The organism is Psychrobacter pasteurii (assembly GCF_900162815.1).
In the GTDB taxonomy this organism is placed as follows: domain Bacteria; phylum Pseudomonadota; class Gammaproteobacteria; order Pseudomonadales; family Moraxellaceae; genus Psychrobacter; species Psychrobacter pasteurii.
Genome location: NZ_FUGD01000108.1, coordinates 1 through 21,814, shown reverse-complemented (window position 1 = coordinate 21,814; position 21,814 = coordinate 1). Strand labels below are relative to the sequence as shown.

Annotated in this window: 18 protein-coding genes and 1 pseudogene; 8 read left to right on the top strand and 11 right to left on the bottom strand. The window is 43.0% G+C overall.

The window, feature by feature from the left end:
• Positions 1–390, top strand: a pseudogene (locus A1232T_RS09805) (transposase); the annotation flags it as partial.
• Positions 391–579: 189 nt separating this feature from the next.
• On the opposite strand, the gene A1232T_RS09800 reads toward A1232T_RS09805, so the two are convergent.
• The 3 genes from A1232T_RS09800 to A1232T_RS09790 form a co-directional block, all read right to left on the bottom strand.
• Positions 580–1,791, bottom strand: a complete 1,212-nt coding sequence (locus A1232T_RS09800) for an enoyl-CoA hydratase/isomerase family protein (protein ID WP_077449243.1) — start codon at positions 1,789–1,791, stop codon at positions 580–582.
• 304 nt (positions 1,792–2,095) lie between these two features.
• A complete protein-coding gene (locus A1232T_RS09795) occupies positions 2,096–3,766 on the bottom strand; it encodes a fatty acid--CoA ligase (RefSeq protein WP_077449242.1) in 1,671 nt (556 codons plus the stop codon).
• Between the two features lie 146 nt (positions 3,767–3,912).
• Complete coding sequence (locus A1232T_RS09790; RefSeq protein WP_077449241.1) at positions 3,913–4,593, bottom strand: hypothetical protein; 681 nt, start codon at positions 4,591–4,593, stop codon at positions 3,913–3,915.
• Positions 4,594–4,902: 309 nt separating this feature from the next.
• Between A1232T_RS09790 and A1232T_RS09785 the strand changes: the two genes are divergently transcribed.
• The gene (locus A1232T_RS09785; RefSeq protein WP_077449240.1) at positions 4,903–5,739 is read left to right on the top strand and encodes a pirin family protein; all 837 of its coding nucleotides are present in this window, start codon (positions 4,903–4,905) and stop codon (positions 5,737–5,739) included.
• A gap of 225 nt (positions 5,740–5,964) precedes the next feature.
• Here the strand turns inward: A1232T_RS09785 and A1232T_RS09780 are convergent, their stop codons facing one another.
• Complete coding sequence (locus A1232T_RS09780; protein ID WP_077449239.1) at positions 5,965–6,834, bottom strand: hypothetical protein; 870 nt, start codon at positions 6,832–6,834, stop codon at positions 5,965–5,967.
• A gap of 208 nt (positions 6,835–7,042) precedes the next feature.
• A complete protein-coding gene (locus A1232T_RS09775) occupies positions 7,043–7,540 on the bottom strand; it encodes a hypothetical protein (protein ID WP_077449238.1) in 498 nt (165 codons plus the stop codon).
• Positions 7,541–7,700: 160 nt separating this feature from the next.
• Here A1232T_RS09775 and xseA point away from each other — a divergent pair, with 160 nt between their 5' ends.
• The 6 genes from xseA to ggt all read left to right on the top strand — a co-directional run bounded on the left by xseA (position 7,701) and on the right by ggt (position 15,173).
• Entirely contained in the window at positions 7,701–9,242 is a 1,542-nt protein-coding gene (gene xseA / locus A1232T_RS09770) for an exodeoxyribonuclease VII large subunit (protein WP_077449237.1), read from the top strand.
• Between the two features lie 88 nt (positions 9,243–9,330).
• Positions 9,331–9,603: an exodeoxyribonuclease VII small subunit gene (gene xseB / locus A1232T_RS09765; protein ID WP_077449236.1), complete on the top strand. Its 273-nt coding sequence runs from the start codon at positions 9,331–9,333 to the stop codon at positions 9,601–9,603.
• 100 nt (positions 9,604–9,703) lie between these two features.
• Positions 9,704–11,062, top strand: coding sequence for a GntP family permease (locus A1232T_RS09760; RefSeq protein WP_077449235.1), 1,359 nt, complete (start codon positions 9,704–9,706; stop codon positions 11,060–11,062).
• Positions 11,063–11,171: 109 nt separating this feature from the next.
• Positions 11,172–12,359, top strand: coding sequence for a glycerate kinase (locus A1232T_RS09755; protein ID WP_244152447.1), 1,188 nt, complete (start codon positions 11,172–11,174; stop codon positions 12,357–12,359).
• 37 nt (positions 12,360–12,396) lie between these two features.
• Positions 12,397–13,245 (top strand): hypothetical protein, encoded by an 849-nt coding sequence (locus tag A1232T_RS09750; RefSeq protein WP_077449233.1) that lies wholly within the window; start codon positions 12,397–12,399, stop codon positions 13,243–13,245.
• A gap of 68 nt (positions 13,246–13,313) precedes the next feature.
• Positions 13,314–15,173 (top strand): gamma-glutamyltransferase, encoded by a 1,860-nt coding sequence (gene ggt / locus A1232T_RS09745; RefSeq protein WP_077449232.1) that lies wholly within the window; start codon positions 13,314–13,316, stop codon positions 15,171–15,173.
• Between the two features lie 51 nt (positions 15,174–15,224).
• On the opposite strand, the gene A1232T_RS09740 is transcribed toward ggt, so the two are convergent.
• The 6 genes from A1232T_RS09740 to A1232T_RS09710 all read right to left on the bottom strand — a co-directional run.
• Entirely contained in the window at positions 15,225–17,147 is a 1,923-nt protein-coding gene (locus tag A1232T_RS09740; RefSeq protein WP_167367064.1) for a DUF4178 domain-containing protein, read from the bottom strand.
• Positions 17,144–18,172 carry an SPFH domain-containing protein gene (locus A1232T_RS09735; protein WP_077449231.1) on the bottom strand — a complete coding sequence of 343 codons (1,029 nt, stop codon included), beginning with the start codon at positions 18,170–18,172 and terminating at the stop codon, positions 17,144–17,146. The genes A1232T_RS09740 and A1232T_RS09735 overlap by 4 nt, the downstream gene beginning before the upstream one ends.
• A gap of 56 nt (positions 18,173–18,228) precedes the next feature.
• Positions 18,229–18,636 (bottom strand): DUF350 domain-containing protein, encoded by a 408-nt coding sequence (locus A1232T_RS09730; protein WP_077449230.1) that lies wholly within the window; start codon positions 18,634–18,636, stop codon positions 18,229–18,231.
• Between the two features lie 144 nt (positions 18,637–18,780).
• Entirely contained in the window at positions 18,781–19,290 is a 510-nt protein-coding gene (locus A1232T_RS09725) for an S-adenosylmethionine decarboxylase family protein (RefSeq protein ID WP_077449229.1), read from the bottom strand.
• Between the two features lie 74 nt (positions 19,291–19,364).
• On the bottom strand, positions 19,365–20,975 hold the full coding sequence (locus A1232T_RS09720) for a polyamine aminopropyltransferase (RefSeq protein WP_077449228.1): 1,611 nt from the start codon (positions 20,973–20,975) through the stop codon (positions 19,365–19,367).
• A 156-nt stretch (positions 20,976–21,131) separates the two neighbouring features.
• Positions 21,132–21,814: RNA-guided endonuclease InsQ/TnpB family protein (locus A1232T_RS09710; protein ID WP_143513981.1), on the bottom strand; the 683-nt coding region annotated here is incomplete at its 5' end.

Below are 21,814 nucleotides of genomic sequence, written 5' to 3'. Positions count from 1 at the left end.
CAAGAGACGTCCGTCAAGGGTGCAGATATTAGTCAGTGGTATTATTGGCGTTGGCAAGTAGAATCTTATTTTAAATTGCTTAAAAGTGCAGGACTTCAGCTAGAGTCCTGGTTACAGCAAAGTGGAGACGCTTATTTTAAGCGGTTGTTAATTGCCTCTCAGGCTTGTACGCTCGTGTGGCGTATTATGCAAGCATCTGATAAACAGTCACAAGAGTTTGCTTTGTTTTTAGTGCGCCTCTCAGGGCGGCAAATGAAACGGAGCAAACCAATAACCGCACCTGCTGTGATGGCAGGATTGCTCCAGTGGCTTAATTTTACCGAACTGGTAAATCATTATCCCCCTGACAAACTAAGTGAATTCGCTGATGCCTCTAGTAAATTTGTGTAGATACCTATGCACTTCAGGGGGTGGTTTTACGGCGACCGGTGATAAAACCGCTTTAAAGTAACCGCCTTATCCTAACAGATTATTTTAACCAAAAAAAATCAAAACCTTAAAAAACAGTAAGACACACTTAAGTCTGTCTTACTGCTATTTTCATATTTGATCCGCTAAACTTAGTATAAGACTGTTGATCTAGTCTAAATCTTCAAAATTCTCATGAATGTAAGCTTGACCTTCTACATCGAGACAGTCAGCGAGCGTACGACCCCACTGTGGATTGCGGTCTTTATCTACCAATAAAGCACGTACCCCTTCACTAAAGTCAGGATAGTTTACACAATGTAGGGCTACATTGGTTTCAAGAGCCATGACTTCAGTTAATGACAAGTTATGAGCGCGTTGATACATCTCATAGGTAATGGCTTTAGTCACAGGACAGCCATAGCGATAGTTGCCAACTGCCGCCTGAAACCAAGCACTATCGGCAAACTCTGGGCAAAAAGCTTGTATATTTTCATCAGACTGCAAGATCTCATCAATCTTACCAAGCCCACCACAGTTCATTAGGCGCTGAATGGGCACCATAAATTTGGCGATATTACTTGGTGCAAATTCGACATTTTTAGTCGACTCAATACTAAATTGATTGAGCGTCTTGGTAGCAATTTGATGCAATTTACTGCTTAGGCTATTTAAAGTTGGTTGACCTAAGGCTTCGCTCCAATCGGCATCATACAAGCTTTGAAGCATGGCATCAAAATCTTGACTGCTCATTTTAAAATCGGCCAAGTTACACAGCAAGGCATCATTGGCATTGGCATCCGCACCAGTTAATCCCATAAACAAACCGGTCTTGGCTGGGAATCTTTGTAAAAACCAGCTGCCGGTCGCATCCGGGAACAGCCCAATATTGACCTCGGGCATCGCTGCCCGTGTGGTTTCGGTCACGATACGGTGGCTACTACTGCTCAGTATACCCATACCACCGCCCATAACGATACCACTACCCCAGATAATAATCGGCTTATGATACTCATACATTTGAGTGTCTAAATGATATTCACTGGCGAAGAAATCGATCGCTTCAGGCGGCGCTATCCCTTCACCGTCCCACTGCTGCCTAGCTTGATACAACTGACGGATATCACCGCCAGCACACAAAGCACGCTCGCCTGCCCCACGAATGACGACTGCCACAAGGTTATCGGCTTTTTCCCACTCTGTTAGCTGCGAGCTAATTAGCTGACACATATTGGTGCTTAACGCATTGAGTGATTTTTCACGATTTAAAGTGACCAAACCGATTAGCAAGCCTTGCTTGATTTGGATTTGTTCAAATAATACTTCTGCACTATCAGCAGCCGCTGCGCCCTCGGCTACTGAATTCTTGTCATTAGATTGCATGTGAATGTTTGCCCCAGTTTAAATAACTTTATAAGTAATAATTTATAAGCAATACAAGGATAATAGTAATGATGCTCATAAGGATAAATACAAGCCTTAAAGCCTTAAAAACTTAACTACCTCTATTACTAAATCCTCATCGAGTTTGATAACTGCCCATTATCAAACCCATTTTTAATAAGGGGGGGCTATACTAGCATATCGGTATTTAGACAAAAAGCCGCAGCATCACTGCCACGGCTTTTAAATATTACTTGAGGGTTCAAACACCAGCACAATAAAGCCAGTTTAATTTAAAAACGCCTTAAATGGTGGTCTGACCAGCATACATTTCGCGCATGACTTTTTTGTCGTGTTTACCAACTGAGGTTTTAGGTAACTCATCCACAATCTTATACTGCTCAGGCACTCCATACTTAGGAATCATGCCTTTTTCTGCGGCTTTTTCAGCAATGGCTTTGATATCCTCAACCGTCACATCCTCACAATTAGGCTTCAATACAATCGCCGCCAGTGGACGCTCACCCCACTTCTCATCACGCACCCCAATCACCGCTACATCAGCGACTGCAGGATGCAGCGATAAAATGGTCTCAATCTCTAAGGAAGATATCCACTCACCACCCGATTTAATTACATCTTTTAAGCGGTCAGTGATTTTTAACGTGCCGTCTTCGGTCATAAACGCAATGTCTTCGGTATGCATATAGCCACCAACCCATAGCTCATCACCGGCATCGGCATTTTTGAAGTAACTTTGAGTCAGCCAAGGCGCGCGCAGCACAAGCTCACCCGTTTGCTTACCATCTTGCGGCAGCGCTTTACCGTCACCATCCCAAATTTTCGCCTCTACCATAATCACAGGCTTACCAGTCAAGCTACGGCGTTTCGCTTCTTCCTCAAGGCTCATTTCAGGATCGTCGGATCTAAATTCAGTCAAGCTGATAAGCGGTGCGGTCTCTGACATGCCATAACCGGTATAAACTTCAATACCTGCTGAAAGCGCTGTTTTTGCTAAGCCTTCAGTTAAACGCGACCCACCAATAATCATTTTTAGACCGTTAAAGCGCTTACCTTCCGCTTCTGCTTGTTTAAGTAGCATCTGTAAAATGGTCGGCACACAGTGGGTGATACTCACCTTCTCAGTTTCAATTAAGTTCAACAGCACATCAGGCGCATAACGACCTGGATAGACCTGCTTCATACCGAGCATGGTTGCGGTATAAGGGAATCCCCACGCCAGCACGTGGAACATCGGTGTCATTGGCATATACACATCACCAAGCACCAAGCCTTGCTTCTGTGGTAATACGCCCAAAGTCGCCGCCTCTGCTAAGGCATGCAGCACCAATTGACGGTGACTAAAGAAAACACCCTTCGGATTACCTGTCGTACCTGAGGTATAGAAAGTGCTCGCAATGGTATTTTCATCAAAATCTTGGAATTCAAACTCATCACTGGCATCGGCAAGCAGTGCTTCATATTCACCTAACAAACGCTCCTGACTAATCCCAAACACCCCTTCACTGCTGGTGCCATTGTCATCAAGCCAAATAATATGCTCAATCGATGAGTTCTCAAATTGATAGTCTTTTACCATCGGCGCAAACTCAGAGTTTAGCAATAACACTTTTGGTTTGGCATGGTTGATGGTGTACAGTACTTTCTCTGGAGACAATCGAATATTCACGGTCTGTAGCACATATTGTGACATTGGGATCGCAAAATAAGATTCTAAAAAGCGGTGACTGTCCCAGTCCATAACCGCAACCACGTCGCCTTTTTCGAGATTCAGACCATCCAACACGTTCGCCAGTTTCGCAATACGCGAAAATAGCTCGCTATATGTCATGCGTTTTTTATCCGCATAAACAATTTCTTCATTTTGAGAGGTGGTTTTTGAACGGTTTAATAGCTGCTTAATGGTAAGAGGAAAATTATAGGCTTGCGGGGCGGCGTTGTAGTTGTTTATCATTTCAAAGTCCTTTTTATTTGTTTTGATTATGCTCATCTGGTATTTCTAAACCAACCTTTTTAAGAGTGAGTCGTCAAATATGAAATCAACGACTCAGTTAAATATTCAAAATTTTAAAGCTAAGCTGTTGTCGCTGTAGCTAGCAATTACCAATTATCTTGGTCTTGATATAACATTTCCTGACAACTAGCAAGCTCACTGACGACTTTTGCCACGTTGGCTGGTGACGGCGTGAAAGTGGCGACTTTTTTATTATGTAAGTAAGCATCAATCTTAGTGGCTTGCGCAACATTCTCAGCCAGCTCATTCCAAGCATTGGCGCCATTACGCCAATCGGTAGATTCAGGGGCGGCTACTTCTATGGCATCATCAACTAACAGCGAAACTGGATATTCTGAATTGGTATTGCTATAAGTCTCGCCTCGATAATCTAAATATACCGCGTGATCATACTCCTGACCAGCAGCGTCATTGCACGATATGCTAAGATTAGTTCCTTTGGCATCATTGATTGAATAGACACTATAACCTTGACCAAACTCTGATCGCCAAACGTTTGGTATACCCGCATTTGGATTGACGTAGTCATCTTCGAGTTCATCTTCATCCATCCAATCATCTTCTACTGCCTCAACTTCTTCAGCTTCAGCCAGTTGTTCTTCTTCACTCTCTAATGCTTCTACAGCATCATTTTCAGTTGTTTCTTCACCGACTACTTGGACGTCTGTCGTGGTTTCCGCATCATCTGACTGACTGTCTGCATTATTATCACTGCAACCAGCTAATACCAGTAAACCACACATCAAGGGTATAGAGACATACTTCATGGCAAATATCCTGTAAATTTTCAATTAAAACAATACCGCAATCACACAGCAACGCCGTCCAAGTTTTAAAGTCGGCGTTATATCAAAGTTTATCACATCCGCACAAAGATTCGCCTGATTCTGGCAAATTATTCCAAGCTTTAACAGCTTTTATTCTATCTTTTAAAACGTGAGCATAGGTCTTCTAAAACGTTAGTATAGGTCTTGAGCACTGCCAATGGTTATACAGCATACTTAGCCAAAGCACTTGATAACCACCAAACAAGCAACCATATATTGATTAAATCTATTTAATAACAAGAGCCAATTATGCAAAATAAAACAAGAATAATTACCGATGTTCTATCCGCACAAAAAATCATTGATGATGGCGATATGCTGTTATGGCGCGCCCTACCGCAGCGTGATCGATTGTCTATTGGACCCTATGTGTTTGTCGATCATTACAACCATCAAAGCAAGCGTGGTATAGGTGATAGACCTCACCCACATGCTGGTATTGAGGTGATTAGCTATCTTTTTGAAGGCGGCGTTGCCCATCGTGACAGCAAAGGTCTCAAAGGCGAGTTAAACGCACTCGATGCCCAATATATTAATGCAGGGCGCGGTATTATCCATGCCGAACAGCCAACCAGTGGTCGCCACGGATTACAGTTATGGACAAGCTTGCCCGCTGACAAAAAACTGATGGAACCCAGCTATCAAGAATATAAAAGCGATCAAATTCCAGAGTTTAACAAGGGTCAGGCTACTATTCGCGTCGTTGCAGGTCATCTTGAGTGTTATGACGGTCCTATTCAGACCCAAACCACCAACTTATTGGCGCATATTCGTCTACTTGCCAATCAAAGTGTGACTTTGAATGTGGACGAAAAAAGTGCTGAAGAGCTTGGCATTTATGTGGTGACAGGTCAACTGGCCTTACCCGACGGACGCAAGCTTGGTTCGGATTCTATCGCGGTTTTATCTACGGGTGACAGTGTCACTTTGACGGCAAGTGATATCGATGTTGAGTTGGTGTTACTAGGCGGTGATACCATCAAAGACAATATTATTTTCGATGGCCCGTTTGTGATGGATACAGAAGAGCGTATCGTGCAAGCTTATGAGGACTATCACAGTGGCAAAATGGGTCAGCTTGTTTAATGGTTCATGATAGTCTGTCGTTATGGCGTATCTGCTATAGCGATAAGCTTAGATTAATGATGCAACGCATGCGTTTGTCAAAATATATTTTTGAAGGAGTAACAAGGACTGTTGCTCCTTTATATTCTTCACCTAACTAAATTTGCGATTTAAGCAACTTTGTTGTATTTGCGGGGTCATTAGTGGTGATACAGGTTTTATATTGTTTATAAACGTTTATATATACTATTGCTGAGCTTTAATAAAGGTATATCCATCATGATTATTTGATAGTAAATAAATATCAGATGTAGAAGTCTCACCATAGCTATAAAATAGTTTTAACTGCATATTTGAAAATAAACTATCTAAAAGATCATATACTTTATCAGAATTGATAATGTTTGAATAAAGACTCTGATCTACTTGAATATTAATATAGAAATAATCATTTTTTTGATTGGCTGTTACACTTATCTCGTTAGAATTACGATCTAAGATAACGATATGTTTTAATGAACAATTACCTCCTATATTTTTGAGTGTAAACATTAAATCTACATTGCAATATTCAAATTGAGTCATGTCTTTAGAGTCACCTCTTTCTATCCTGTCATCGTGTGGATAATCAGGTTCTATATACAGACTATCATCATCAAAGGCTCCTTTTCTTGTACATTGAAAAAGTAATAAAGGTAGATCGTATAGTATGAATTTAGGGTGCTGCCCTGCTAAAACACTCCCATATTGCTCAAATTGTTTTAGTGTAATTTCTAACTGCTTTTTTAAGGCTTCTGACTGTTCTTTTAGCGCTAACTCTGAGCCTTGCTGAGCTTGTACAGAATGTTTTAATTCCTCGACTTGAGTTTCTAGTGCTTTACGTTGCAGGGTAAGCTCCTTGCGTTGTAATTTTAATTCGCTACTCTGAATAGCGTAACTGGCTAAAAACCAAACCCAAGCAATCGGTGCAAAAATACCTGCTAAAAATGCGCCCATTTCGGCAATACCATTGGATTCTGAATAGTGTAGGCATGCATACAAGGCTCCCACAATTAACATTATGATTGTAAATAAGCCTGCAAAAAATACGACCAAATTATCTTTTATAAACCTCATTCTCGCCACCCTCGCTTACCTGCAAACACCCAAGTTACCACCCCAATCACTATAAAACACTCTGGATTCTCTGGGTAACCACTTCCTAAAATAACACAGCTCAAACGTAGAACTTTTTATAAAATATCCATAATAAGCTTTCAGATAAGCGATCGAATAATTGAAACTCGAATAATATCAGATTGAAAGAAACTGATGCGGTAATATCCTATTTATCATTATGCGCTATTGTCCATCCATACTCAGCACAAGCTTCACCTACAAACTCAGCCTCTCCTAATATATACATATAAGCTGATATGGTATAAGCAGGTCTCAAAATCAAAAACTTTAAAGGATAGTCACTAAAAATAAAACTGTCATCTAAGTCTATAAGATATTCAAAAGAAGACGTCTGTACTAGCTCTATTATGGCTGAATCTATAGAGAATTTTATAACTGAAAAATCATTAGCTTTATGTATATTATCAAAATGAGTGCCATATACATGCGTACAACCTAATCTATGTAAGGCACCAGATAGGTTTTGAGCGTCTTCATCAAATAGTTGGCGCACATCTTTTTCCATCTGCGCATAACTCCAACCTCGCTTTTTTACCGCTTCTTTATTAATACTTAAATAGTTATCATCTGCAAAAAAAGGCTTTATTTCTTGTCTTAGCAATTCCTTGTTATCAATTTGGCTGAAGTTAATAATTTCTATCATAGAATAACCACCCCTTTTTCATATCAAATATAATCTATTGATAATAGCAACTTACCGCAACCAAAAGTTGAGATTGATGTCATACTGGCTATAATACCCTTCTGCTTACCAAACAAGCATAATAATTATAAAATTCACCTCCCTGATACAGACTGATACTATGCCTAAGCCAGATTTATCTCGCCTTGACTCTCTCCCGACAGACGGTGCAGGCTTTGATGCCGAAAATTTTGACAGCGATGAGTTAATCGACCCTGTAGCCGATGAATTAGAAAATACGGTACTCAGACTCAGTGACTATCTGGCAGCGGTTGAGCTGGTGATAAAAGAAACCTTTAGTCACAGCGTTTGGGTTAAAGCGGAGATTCGTAACTTATCCAGCAAGGGCGGGCATTATTACTTTGAACTGGCCGAAAAAGATGACGACGGCAAAGTCATCGCCAGTTGCCGAGGTAACTTATGGCGCTTTAAAGCGGCACGCGTATTGGCTAAGTTTGAACGCGCTACAGGTATGGCGTTAGAGCGTGACGTTACTGTTTTACTTAACGTGACAGCAAATTTTCATCCGCTCTACGGTTTTTCATTAACCATTAATGATATTGACCCCAGTTATACTTTAGGTGATTTGGCTCGCCAATATGCAGCCATGTTAGAGCGCTTGAGCGCTGAAGGCTTACTTAACTTAAATAAGCAAGTCCCTGCCCCTTTTGATATTGAGCATGTGCTGGTTATTGCCCCCGAAAAAGCCGCTGGACTTGGCGACTTCCGTGCCGATGCCGATAAATTGCAGCGCACCGGTGCTTGTCATTTTCACTATCACTATGCCACATTCCAAGGCAATCACGCCCCAAAAGAGATACGTCACGCCATTACCAAAGGCATGCTGACCTTCAAAAAAGACTACGATCGCCTGCCCGATGTGATGGTGATTATTCGTGGTGGTGGCGCAGTTGGTGACTTAGCCTACCTGAATGATTATGAATTGGCCGCATTGGTTGCCGAACAGCCTATTCCGGTTTGGGTCGGTATCGGTCATGAGCGTGACAGCGTTATTTTAGATGAGATTGCACACACCAGTTTTGATACGCCGTCAAAGGTGATTGCAGGTATTGTAAACCATCTTGCCAGCCTGATGCAGCGCACTCAAGGGTATGCCGATGCCATTCAGCGTATTAGCCAGCAACAGCTAACCCATGCAGCTATGAGTACTGAGCGTCAATTTTCATCTATTCAAAGTCTAAGCACCCATAACTTGCAGCGTTGGCAACACCTAAGTGACCGCCACTTTCATAGCATTGAGCAACACGCCAAGTTCCAATTGCGTGAAGCAAGCATGACAACCGAATCCAACATGCAGCGCATTCAGCAAATGAGCTATAGCCACTTATCACGTGCCAGCGCATCGATTGACACCCTACAACAAACCACCAAAGAAAGCAGTCGCAAGCTGCTATCTGACGCTGCCCAACAAGTGCGCTATTATCAGCAAGTGGTCTTAATTCAAAACCCCGCCCGCCTGCTTGATCAAGGTTATGCCTTTGTTCAAGACTCAGAAGATAAATATCTCAAGTCAGTCGCTAGCGTCGAAAAAGGTGACTTTATCAAAGTTGCCATGAGCGACGGTGAGCTCAGCGCAGTGGTTTATGATGTCGATAAACATTCAACTGCTGACACAGACTCTACCGAAACAGACCAGAGTTAAATGCTATCTGCATCCTGATTTGCTTTTATATTGACCTTTAACTTACTTTCTCAAATTTGTTCACTTTATTGATTATAAGGATTCTATTATGGCCACACGTACTCGTAAAAAAGCCGCACCAAAAACATTCAAAGATGCGTATCAAATTCTAAAAACAAATGCCGAAGAATTACAAAACTCAAATGAGCCTGACATCGATAATCTGATGAATACGGTTGAGCAGTCTATCGCCGCTTATAAAGTGTGCCAAGCACGTATTGAAGCGGTTCAGCAAGCGCTTGACGCCGCTTTTGATGAAGAGGTTGCGGAAGATGAGACTAGTCAGGATAGTGAGACTGAAAGTGAGGGTTCAGCTGAGTAAGTAATAAAATCTGTATATAAAAATCATTACACAACAAATTTTTAAATATCAACTTAACATGACTAACCATAAGCGCTAGCCTATCTATTTGGGGAAAACCATGATTATATTCTGGTTGTTACTGACTATTATTTTTATCATCCTAACCACTGCAAAGCTAAAGTGGCATCCATTTTTAGTATTGATTCTATCGGCGTTTTTGGTGGCTCTGTTTTATCAAGTACCGATTGCTGATGTTGCAAAAATCATCTCAGATGGCTTTGGTGGCATCTTAGGCTATATTGGCTTAGTCATTGTCTTTGGTACTATTATTGGACTCATTCTAGAAAAAACGGGGGCAGCGATTGTCATGGCTGAATCCGTTATCAATCTTATAGGTAAGCGCTTTCCTACACTAACGATGTCTATCGTGGGTGCGGTTGTGTCTATTCCTGTATTTTGTGATTCAGGATTTGTTATTTTAAACTCCTTAAAAGAGTCACTTGCTAAGAGCATGAAGGTATCAAGTGTCGCCATGAGTGTTGCATTAGCAACTGGTCTATATGCTACTCATACCTTCGTACCCCCTACTCCAGGCCCCATCGCTGCTGCAGGTAACTTAGGCCTTGAGTCGAATCTTGGCTTAGTTATTATGGTTGGCGTTGTGGTAACCTTTATTGCTGTCATGGCTGGCTGGTGGTGGTCTAACCGCTTTTTAAATGTTGAGCCTGATAATACAAACTCAGTAGATGCTATCGAATCAATCTTACCTGAAAATCAAAAAACGCGCGCTGATTATCCGCATATGCCATCAGCATCAATGGCGTTTATGCCCATCATTGTTCCTATTGTTTTGATTTGCTTATCATCGGTAGCTAACTTCCCAACTGACCCACTGGGAGATAGTGCTTTAGTTGATATCATTATCTTTCTAGGCAACCCTTTAACCGCTCTATTAATCGGATTATTTTTATCCTTTTTACTCATCAAAGGTGATAATAAGACAGAGCGTGTTAGCACTTCTATTTCGGAAGGCTTGGTTATTGCGGCACCCATCCTACTAATTACTGGTGCAGGTGGCGCTTTTGGCGCAATGCTAAAAGCAACCCCTATTGGTGATTATTTAGGTACGACTTTATCTGGTCTAGGTTTAGGCATATTCATGCCATTTATAGTATCAGCAGCCCTAAAGACCGCTCAAGGTTCAACCACAGTTGCATTGGTCACTACTTCAGCTATGGTGGCCCCTTTATTGAGCCAAATTGGTTTAGACAGCGAGCTTGGCCGTGTATTTACTGTGATGGCAATTGGTGCAGGGGCGATGACTATCTCTCATGCAAATGACAGTTTCTTTTGGATTGTTAGCCAATTTAGTCGCATGAGTGTCTCCCAGGCCTATAAAGCACACTCGGTAGCCACAGGCATTCAAGGCGTGACCAGTATTATCTTTATTTGGTTATTAACACTCGTATTCTTATAAATTTTTGCCCCAATCTCAGCTTAGCTCTAATGTCTGTTAGCGATAAATCGCAAACCTACTTTAGATGCTAAGTATGATTTTGGGGTTATTTTTTACTACTTTTAGGTTCATGATGAATATTCTAATCGCACCAGACTCCTTTAAAGAAAGCCTAGACGCTATTGATGTCTGTAACGCTATCAAAGAAGGCTTTAGTCAGGTTTATCCTAATGCCGAATACCACTTATTGCCACTCGCTGATGGCGGTGAAGGCACCTCAAGTGTCTTATCCTATGTATTAGACGGTGATTGGCAGCAAATTAAGGTGCATGATCCGTTAATGCGCCCTGTCACCGCCAAATACTTCTTAACGCATGATGGCTTGGCGATTATTGAAGTCGCAGAAGCCTGTGGATTGCATTTATTGGCACCAACTGAACGCAATCCTTTGATCACATCTACCTATGGTGTCGGTGAAATGATAGCCGATGCCATTAGTAAAGGCGCCAGCCAAATGCTTATCGGCCTTGGTGGTAGCGCAACCAATGACGCAGGTGCTGGCATGTTGCAAGCATTAGGAGTCAAAATATCTGACGCGAACGGCAATCTGCTAAGCGCAGGCGGTGCGAGTCTTATTGATACTCATAGTATCGACGCCTCACCTTTAAAAGATTTACTGTCAACGGTTAAGATTACCGTGGCTTGTGATGTGACCAGCCCACTGTGTGGCCCTACTGGCGCCAGTCATGTGTTTGGGCCTCAAAAAGGCGCCTCTTCTGACGATTTACTCACTTTAGATACAGCATTAGCTCATTTTGCCGCTGTCACTGGTTCTGCAACTGTTAGCGCAACTGGTACTCACAATATCAACGCAAACTGTGACAATGTTGAGGGTGCAGGTGCAGCAGGTGGCTTAGGATTTGCGCTTATGGCTTTTTGCCAAGCCGAACTAAAATCAGGTTTTGATACGATTGCTGAAGTGGTTCAACTAGAGCAACATCTAGCCAGTGCTGACTTGGTTATTACTGGGGAAGGTAAACTTGATGCCCAAACGGCTATGGGTAAAGTCGCCAGTGGTGTGGCATTACGAGCCAAGTCTATCAGCCCAAGCCTGCCTGTTATCGCTATTTGTGGTAGCGTTGACCGTGATACGGACACTCACAACCATTTTAACAATTTACCCTTTGATGTTGTACTGCCCAGTATTCAAAAACTTGATAAACTAGAAAATGTACTTGAAGGTGCTTATCCTAATGTGGCTCAAACGGCTTATCAGCTAGCAGCTAGCTTGAAGTTGGGACAGCACTTGAATCGTTAAATCAAATTAAACTCATTCAAATAAAGAAGAAAAAACAATGAAAAAGAAGCTTATATTATCAACTTTAATAGTCTCAATTCTGGGTGTTAGCGGCTGTAACTCAGCATTGATGGCCATTGATAAAGCAATACAAGAGCGTACTGCTGAACGTGAAAAGCAGCCTTCTATCGATAGATACGTTGCCCTAAAAGACAAGTATCAAACCAATGGTAAGCTAACAGCCGATGAACATATGGTCATGGCTGAACTGCTACGCAATGCTTTGCGTGGTGCTTATGACTTACCAGAATCTAAACAAGATTATTTGAAACTGCATGCGTCACACATAGAGGCTGCCGCAAAACTTGGCGATAAGGAAGCTGCAAGAGATTATAATCAGCTGCTTATCTTTACCAGCGTTAAAAATACTGGCGCATCACAAGCCAATTCTAATACGGCTGTTATCACTGATATCAATCGTTTCAAACAGGGTCTAAACGGCTTGATGCAAGATGCTAAAGCCTTTAATCCTGACACTCAGTCTATTTATCAGTACTTTGATTATTCAATTGATAACGCCAGAAGCGATGTATCTTCGACCCTTAAAAATATTCTAAAAGCCAAAGATGCCACGCTATATCCAGAGCTGGTGGATGATATTCAGCTGTTTGTTATTTTTAATGATTATCAAGGCTCATTTAAGACCGAATACACCAAACCAAACTCAATCTACAAGCTGATTTCCAATTTAAAAGTCACTCAGCCCGTAGCACTTGAAAGATACTATGTGTTGTCAAAATTGACGGGTGACAAAGAATCTGCGAGCAAAATCAAGGCCATGCTGAACAACCCAGCCTCGCTGTCACATGCAGAGTCTTTATATAAACAATATGTTGAGCGTTTCTAACGCCTACGAAATAAGAGTTATTAATTTGGTATAACCCAGGCCACTCAACAAGGAAGTGAGGACGCACTATGGTAAGCAATAAAGGGAATCAAAAGGTTGGCCTATCTGCTGTATTGGCGAAAAAACTGACCGCTACTACTTTACTTAGTTTAACTCTAGGTCTGGCCACGCTGGCCAGCGCTGAAGTAAAGCCGTTAGAGATATCTGAAACTAAAACCTATAAAGCGCTTAGTTCATCACAGCAACAGGCGGCAACGCAAAGTCAATCTTCAGCAGACGTTGCTATATTTTCACCCGATGCCATTCATCATCCGCTTTGGGCCAAAAATGGCATGGTGGCCTCTCAAGAAGCCCTTGCTTCAGAAATCGGTCTACAAATCTTAAAGGACGGTGGTAATGCAGTCGACGCTGCAGTTGCCGTTGGTTTCGCTTTGGCAGTCACACTACCACGAGCCGGTAATATTGGTGGCGGCGGCTTCATGATGATTTATGATGCCAAGACAGGTAAAACCGTAGCTTTGGATTACCGTGAAAAAGCCCCGCTAAAAGCACATAAAGACATGTATCTAGGGACAGATGGTGAGGCAGACTCCGAGCTGTCTCGCTATCATGGGCTTGCTGTTGGCGTACCTGGTACTGTGGCAGGCTTAGTCACTGCTCTTGAACAGTTTGGGAGCATGCCACTAGACAAAGTCATGGCGCCGGCAATTAATTTGGCTAAAAATGGTATTGAGGTTACTCCAGGCCTGTCTGACTCGTTAAATGCGCTAGAGAATAGACTCAAAAAATGGCCAAGCACCGCTAAGGTGTTTTTTAAGCCCGATGGCAGCGCTTACGAGGTTGGTGAGCGCCTATATCAGCCTGAACTGGCTAAGTCACTTAAGCTAATTGCGTCTCAAGGCAAAGACGGCTTCTATCAAGGTAAAACTGCTGAGCAAATTGTCAAAGCCGTTAATGACGCAGGCGGCATTATGAATATGCAAGATTTTGCAGACTACAAGGCCATCATGCGTGAGCCAGTACGCGGTACCTATCGTGGCTATGAGATTGCTTCAATGCCACCGCCCTCCTCTGGTGGTGCTCATATTGTGCAGATACTCAATATCTTAGAAGGCTATCCGCTTAAAGACTATGGGCAAAATAGTGCCCAGACCATTCACTTGATGTCAGAGGCGATGCAGTTGGCTTATGCCGACCGTACAGAGTATTTAGGTGATTCGGACTTTATTGACGTGCCACTATCGGGTATTACCTCTAAATCTTATGCCCAAAAGCTACGCGCTAAAATCGACCCCAATAAAGCCACACCTGCCAGCCAAATCAAGCCTGACAACCCAGTGCCTTATGAAAGTGATGAAACCACTCACTTCTCAATTATTGATAAATACGGCAATGCAGTTGCCAATACCTATACTCTAAACTTCTCTTACGGCACAGGCTTGGTTGCTGAAGGCACAGGCATTTTACTAAATAACGAAATGGATGACTTCTCAGCTAAGCCGGGTACTGCCAATGCATATGGACTGCTAGGCAATGAAGCCAATGCCGTTGCTGCTAGTAAGCGCCCGCTGTCATCTATGAGCCCAACTATTGTGTTCAAAGACAGCAAGCCTTACATCGTGACCGGTAGTCCAGGTGGTAGCCGTATTATCACCACAGTTACTCAAATCATCTCTAATGTCATCGACCACGATATGAATATCGCTGAAGCCACTAATGCACCGCGTATCCATGACCAATGGATGCCTGATGAAATTCGTATTGAAAAAGCCTTGAGTGTAGACACAGTTAACAAGCTTGAATCTATGGGCCATACCATCAGCCCCAAAGCTACTATGGGCTCGACCCAGTCAATTATGGTGACGCCAAAAGGTAAGTACGGTGCCACCGATCCAAGACAAGTGGATGCTGCGGTTGTTGGGTATTAAACAAAAAAGACCCTGCATTTAATGCAGGGTCTTTTTACAACCATTAAGTTTTTATTTATGAGCGCCACCTGAGCTATACCCAGTACGACCACTACTACCATTATTATTTCCACCGCCCATACCGCCTGGGATAATGATAATACCCCCACCACCTCGTGTGGCAGACTCTTCATCAGGATTAGGGCCCGTTGGTGAAGGTGTCGAAGCTATGCCCATCATGAAGCTGACAATCAGCGCCAAGGATATGACCACAACAGAGAGTCCTTGAGTGCCTGCTGAATGATAATTAAAGGGTCCAGTTTCTACCTCTTCACTCACATAAGCTTTCTCAGACTCACTGGCTCTAAAGTAGATAATATAAATTAAAATAGCGCCGATAATACCGACGATAATCGAGCCGCCTGCCAGCAGCCATACTGCAACTTGCAAGATAGCATGCCAAGTGAGCATTTTTTTAAGACTGCCCTCTCCACTAAACCCACTATGCACATCTTGCGCACCTTCAGGCTGAAGGTAGCTACCAAACCACTGTTCAAGCTTGCTATAAGGCAAGGGCTTAGCATGGGTATAGGTAATCTCACGCTCGGTCTGTTCAGAGGTAATCACCTCATCACCAGAGGTGTAGTCGATTAACAGATCGCTATCATTGGTTTTAACTTGCCAGTTAAACGCGCCCATCGCAAAAGTTACTCGATTGCGATAGCCACTATCAACTTGGCGCCACTGCCTATCATCATAATGTAGCCCGCCGCGTTCAGAGACCGGCATCTCACTTAATACACGCGCGACAAACCAGCCTCGCGACTCTTCAGACAACCATAAGAAGCCATCTGTTAAGCTGTAGAGTAGATACTCCGTCCAAGAGGCAAATTCTCCCACCTCTTGTAAGCGCATAATACCGATGACCACATAATCATGATAACCCTGCGCGGCAGCCGCTTGTTCTGTATCGGTTAAAGCAAACTCACTAACACCAATAATATCTTCTGCAGGAATACGAGCTTTTGCCCCTAATGGTAAGCTGCTGTCAAAGTGCTGCATCGTCGAGTGCATAGCAATCAGCTCAGCAGTACTACCCGTCAGCTTGCTTTCACTATGACACGCAGGACATACTAAGTATTCAGTTGCCCCTGCCACATAAGGTATCGGGCTGCCACAGTTAGGACACTCAATTTTGCTAATCTTAATAGCATCGCCTGATGATTTTTCAGATGCGCCGCTTTGACCGAGTGCCCCCGCTTGATTGACACTGACCTGCTCATTTAGCTGCCTGTCATCTTTGAGCAGCTGCATATTCAGTGCATTAAACTCTATAGCTTGCCCTTGATGCACTATCGGGGAAGAATCTGGACCTTCTTCTGCATAATCTAAGCTAATACGCTCACGCTTATACTGAGCATCAATAACCCACGTCTGCCAGCCTTGACCAACCACAAAAGGTAGTTCGCCCTCACCAGCAATAGCATAGGCATCGCGTCTGTCACTGACCTGATAATTTATTCCATTAAAGCTAATAGTGTCATTAATCGATAAATCATCATAGGCTGGTAGATTGGTTTGCTCACCCTCTCCTAAAGTTAAACTATATAAGCCTAACGCTTCTGCTAGCCAACCAATACGGCCATCAGCAAACTGTAGATACCACTCGTTCCACACGCCTTGACCATATTGCAGCTGCACCCGACCAATTACGGCAAAGTCACTGCCATCCACATGACCGACACTGCCGATTTGTAGTGGTGAGTAATCCTCAATGGTAAGCGACTGCTTGCCTTGAGCTACCAGTGCATCGCCTTCACGCAACACTGTGGTCTGACAGTATTCACATACTGCCATCACAGAGCCTGGGGAGGCAAACTCTACCGGCGCACCACAAGAGGGGCAAGCCGCCGTGAACGTCAAAACATTGAAGTTACTTGGTAGCTTGGGCGCAGGCGGATTGCCTTTATAAGACGGGTTGGATTTATCAATCATTGAGACAGCTGAGTTAAAATCTTAATTTTTGTTTCGTCATAATCTTCTTGGCTAATCAGACCTTGATCTAGTAGCCCTTTTAGTTGGCTAAGCTTAGCGGCGAAGTCAACCGGAGCTGCTTCTGGAGCTGCCTGTTGTGGTTGTTGGTTTTGTTGTGGCTGCTGAGCTTTTGGCGCCATCGCCTCACTCATCACCTGCCCCATATTCATACCCACACCAAGCCCTGCACCGATACCTGCCATGCCGCCTTCATTTTTGGCTGCATGTTCAATAGCTTCTGCTGCTTGGTAACGGGTATAGGCATCCATATCGCCAATCATGCCCATTGAAATACGCTTGTCTAAAGTTTTTTGAAGTTCTTCTGGTAGCGACACGTTTTCAACCACAAAAGACTCAACTGACAAGCCATATTTAGCAAAATCAGGTTGTAGTGCTTTTTTAACTTCATCAGCCATTAACCCTTGGTTGGCTGCTAAATCAATAAAAGGTATTTGGCTTTGACCCAGACCGGAGGCTAAGTCTGAAACGATCAGGTTTCGTAGCTGCGGCTCAATTTGCTCAGCACGATAGCTGTCATTCATACCGGTAATGGTCTGATAAAACTGCGTCACATCATTAATTTTGTACGAATACATACCAAAGGCACGTAGACGAACCATGCCAAAATCTGAGTCACGTACCGTTACTGGCTGCGTGGTACCCCATTTACGGCCTTGTTGCAAACGAGTACTAAAGAACAGTACGTCTGACTTAAAAGGAGAGTCAAAACCCATACGCCAGTTTCTTAAGTTGGTCATCACTGGTAAGGTTTCGGTGGTCAATTCATAACGGCCAGCAGTAAAGACATCCGCAATTTGACCTTCGTTAATAAATACCGCGACTTGGCCATCACGCACCGTCAACGACGCCCCACTTTGGATTTCATTATCCGCCATAGGAAACCTCCACATCAGTACGTCGTCATCTTGCCAATCCCATTCAATGGCATCGATAAATTGCTTTTTAATAAAACTTCTAAGACCCATGATCTTTATCCTTTATATTAATTTGTATAAATTTTTTATGTTTGACTCTTAAGGGGTTATGACAAGATACCAGCGTTAATAATACCCAGCACCAAGCCACTTATACCTAGCAATCCGCCTACGGCCATATTATTAAGCCTAATATGCTCTGGCACATTACCAATGACTTTTACCATGACAAAATAACCGGCAATTTGTACCAGCATCGCCACCACACTCCAGATGACAAAGGGCAAAAAACCAGTGTTATAAATGGCACTAGCCGCAAGGGGCAATGAAAAACCAATAATGGTTCCGCCAAAGCTTAGGGCGGCTGCACCTGAGCCTTTACGAATAAGCGCAATCTCATCATAAGGGGTAATGGCCATATAAATAATGGCAAATAAAACCAACATCACCACACTGCCCCCAAAATAGAAGGCGTAGTAAAGTAGTTCGGTCTGCAAACTGTCAATATTTTGCATCTTGTATTGTGTCCTAAGCTTTGTACTTATAAAGGGTTTAATAGCTCACAGCTTAACACTGCCGTTTAAACTTAAGCAAATCTGTTTACTAAGTTTATTTCAACGCATAACTCCTCTATTACATAATAGAGTAATTTCAATAATTTAGTGTTGAAAGTTGTTGGGAATCTGATGCTGGCGTGACACACTATTTACATGATGTTGCTTGGGCTGGAATAACTGCAAACAGGCATTAAATAACGCATCGGCTTTTGAGCTATTTTCATTGGCTACGTTACAGACATACACATCCATCGTCACCGTTTGATACTCGCCCCAAGTGTGCAAGCATAGGTGAGATTCAGCAAGTAATAAGGTCAAGGTCACACCACTGGTCTGAGCTGATGCAGTGTCTTGATTCAGCTGCTTTAAATTGCTATCACTCTCATTATCGTTCTGAGCCTCATATTGCTCGAACTCATGTACTGCATGGCCTACTAAAGTCAGTCCTGCCTGCTCCACCGCTTGGGTTAACAGGCTGAGCAAAGGCTGGGTACTGGTTAATAATTGTGGATCACATTGGCACTGCCAAAATTCTGCCAAGATATGTTTCCCAGTTGTTGGGCTACTAGGTACTGGGCTAAGATTGTTTTTACTGCTTAGGCTATTTTTCATCTATTCACTTATTTTTATTACTGCTTTTTTATTAACACCTTCGGCCATAACACTGAAAAACTTGATTCAAGTCGCTACTCGTCGGACCAATCTTGCACATAATAATGCACCAGTATTTGCTTATCTAAGGTATTAGGTTCAACCTCTATCGGCTGCATATCAGGCGGAAAAGTGAACATCTCACGGCTCACAGAGGGGGTTAAAAATGCCATTGGCAACTCATAATGCGTGGGAGCAACAAAGGTTGTGTTCGGACTACCCACGATAAACCCCCACTCCCCAAAGGAGGGAACATAAGCATGATAGGGAGTGGTTTTAAACCCTGAAACCTGTAGCGTCTTGTCAATGGACCAAAAGGATTTGGGCGCATAATAAGGCGAAGTAGCTTGCACCACCATCAGCCCTTCTGCGGTCAAATGATCTTTAACCATATGATACATAGGCTCAGAATACAGCTTGGCTAAGCTATAGTGCGAGGGATCAGGTAAATCGATGATAATGGCATCAAAGACTTCATTACTCCCCTCAAGCCACTTATAAGCATCCGCGTTTATCACGCTCACTTTGGGGCTGTTTAACGAGTTATTATTGAGTTTTTTAAACCGCGGTGCCTCAGCAAAAAACTGCGTCATTTCAGGATCTAAGTCTACCAAAGTAATATCATTGACTGCTTCATACTTTAAGACCTCACGAGCTGCCATTCCATCCCCGCCGCCTAAGATAAGCACCTTTAATTCTGGTTTAGTGGCTCGGGTGCTATCGCTAAGCTTTTGCATAATCGGATGCACCAAAGCTTCATGATAGCGGTATTCATCTCGGGTAGAAAACTGCAAATTGCCATTTAAAAATAGCTGCAAATGACCACTTTTTTCAGTGACAATTAGGCGCTGATAAGGAGAGTTTGTGGCAAAAACAACTGGGGCTTTAAATAACTTTTGTTCCGAAAACCCCACTAAGCGATCGGCAAAAATTAAGCCTGACAATAGCAAAACCATTGCCACCAAGATACGGACAATCAATCGACTTCTTATCTTGGCATGATTTGCGCGTTGCTGTTTTTGTTCACTGGCATCTAGCCCTTCAGTATTAATGACAGCGACCTTGGGATAAAAGTGCCAAGCCGTCCAACCTGCTACCAACACGTTCAATATACCAAACAATACTGCCGATCTGGCCAGACCAAGCATCGGTGCCATCACCAAAGGAAACAGCAAGGAGACCGCTAAAGCTCCCAGATAGTCAAAGGTAAGTACTCGGCTCACCAGCTCATGGAAGGCTTGTTTTTGTGAGTTGAAAATTCGCATTACCAAGGGGATTTCCATACCCACCAAAGTACCGATACACACCACCAGTGCATATAAAATGGTCTTAAAAGTTGGTAGCCAAGCAAAGGCCAGAAATAACCCAATGGCAGATAAGCCACCGATCAATCCAACCAACACCTCAATCTCGATAAAGCGCTGTAATACCTTGTCCTCTGGAACATACTTAGACAGATGTGAGCCGATACCCATTGCAAACAGATAGGTGCCGATAATGGTAGAAAACTGTAACACCGAGTCGCCTAGCACATAACTTGCCAGCGCTCCGGCAATCAGCTCATAAGCTAAGCCGCAAGAAGCAACAATAAAGACCGACAACACTAGCAGTGAGTCGGTTTGTAAACGTTTAAAGGACAAATTCATAAATCAGTTTCTTGTATTTCTTATATCGCTTTGAATGAGCACTGGACCGATGAGCTAATTCTTTGTTTATTTGACGGATTTTACGGCCACTTGATCAACAAACACGCCATAGCCTGACTGCGACATCTTATCTACTGGATTGACTTCCTCCCCTCGCTAAACCGAGGGGATTCCTACAGCTAGACGGTCAAGCCCGACCGCAAGGATGTTCTTAGCAGCATTGATATCTCTATCATGCCATGTGCCACACTCAGCACAAGTCCATCCTCTTATTCGCAAACCTGCTCTACCTTTTGGACTACTGTCACTTATTTCAAGGCAGCACGAGCAAGTCTGGGTAGTGTAACTCTCATTTACGATCTCAAACTGACAACCTGCATTCTTGCATTTATATTCCAGTTGTCGTTTAAGTTCAAACCAACCGGCATCGTATGTTGATTTAGCTAGGTTGGTCATTGAATTGGTAAATGAGCGTGATTTAACATCACCAACCACAATCAAGGCATTGCTCTGCACTAGCTTTGTGGTAAATTTATGAATTAAGTCTAATCTTGTATTTTTAATTTTAGCGTGGATTGCTTTTACACGTTTTTTATTCTTAGCACGCTGGGCTACTGCTAATTTATTCGCCCATTTTTGCGTTTGCTTAATAGTTAGCTTGTCGCCATTTGAGGTGGTTGCAGACTCTTTTAAACCTAAGTCAATACCAACGCTGCCCTTACCACTTACTTGCTTAGGAAAGTCTTTAACAGTGATACACGCATACCAACGATTACGACTGTCTTGTACTATCTCAAGCGTGTTGATTTGATATAGGCTTAGGTTGTAGCTATCGAATA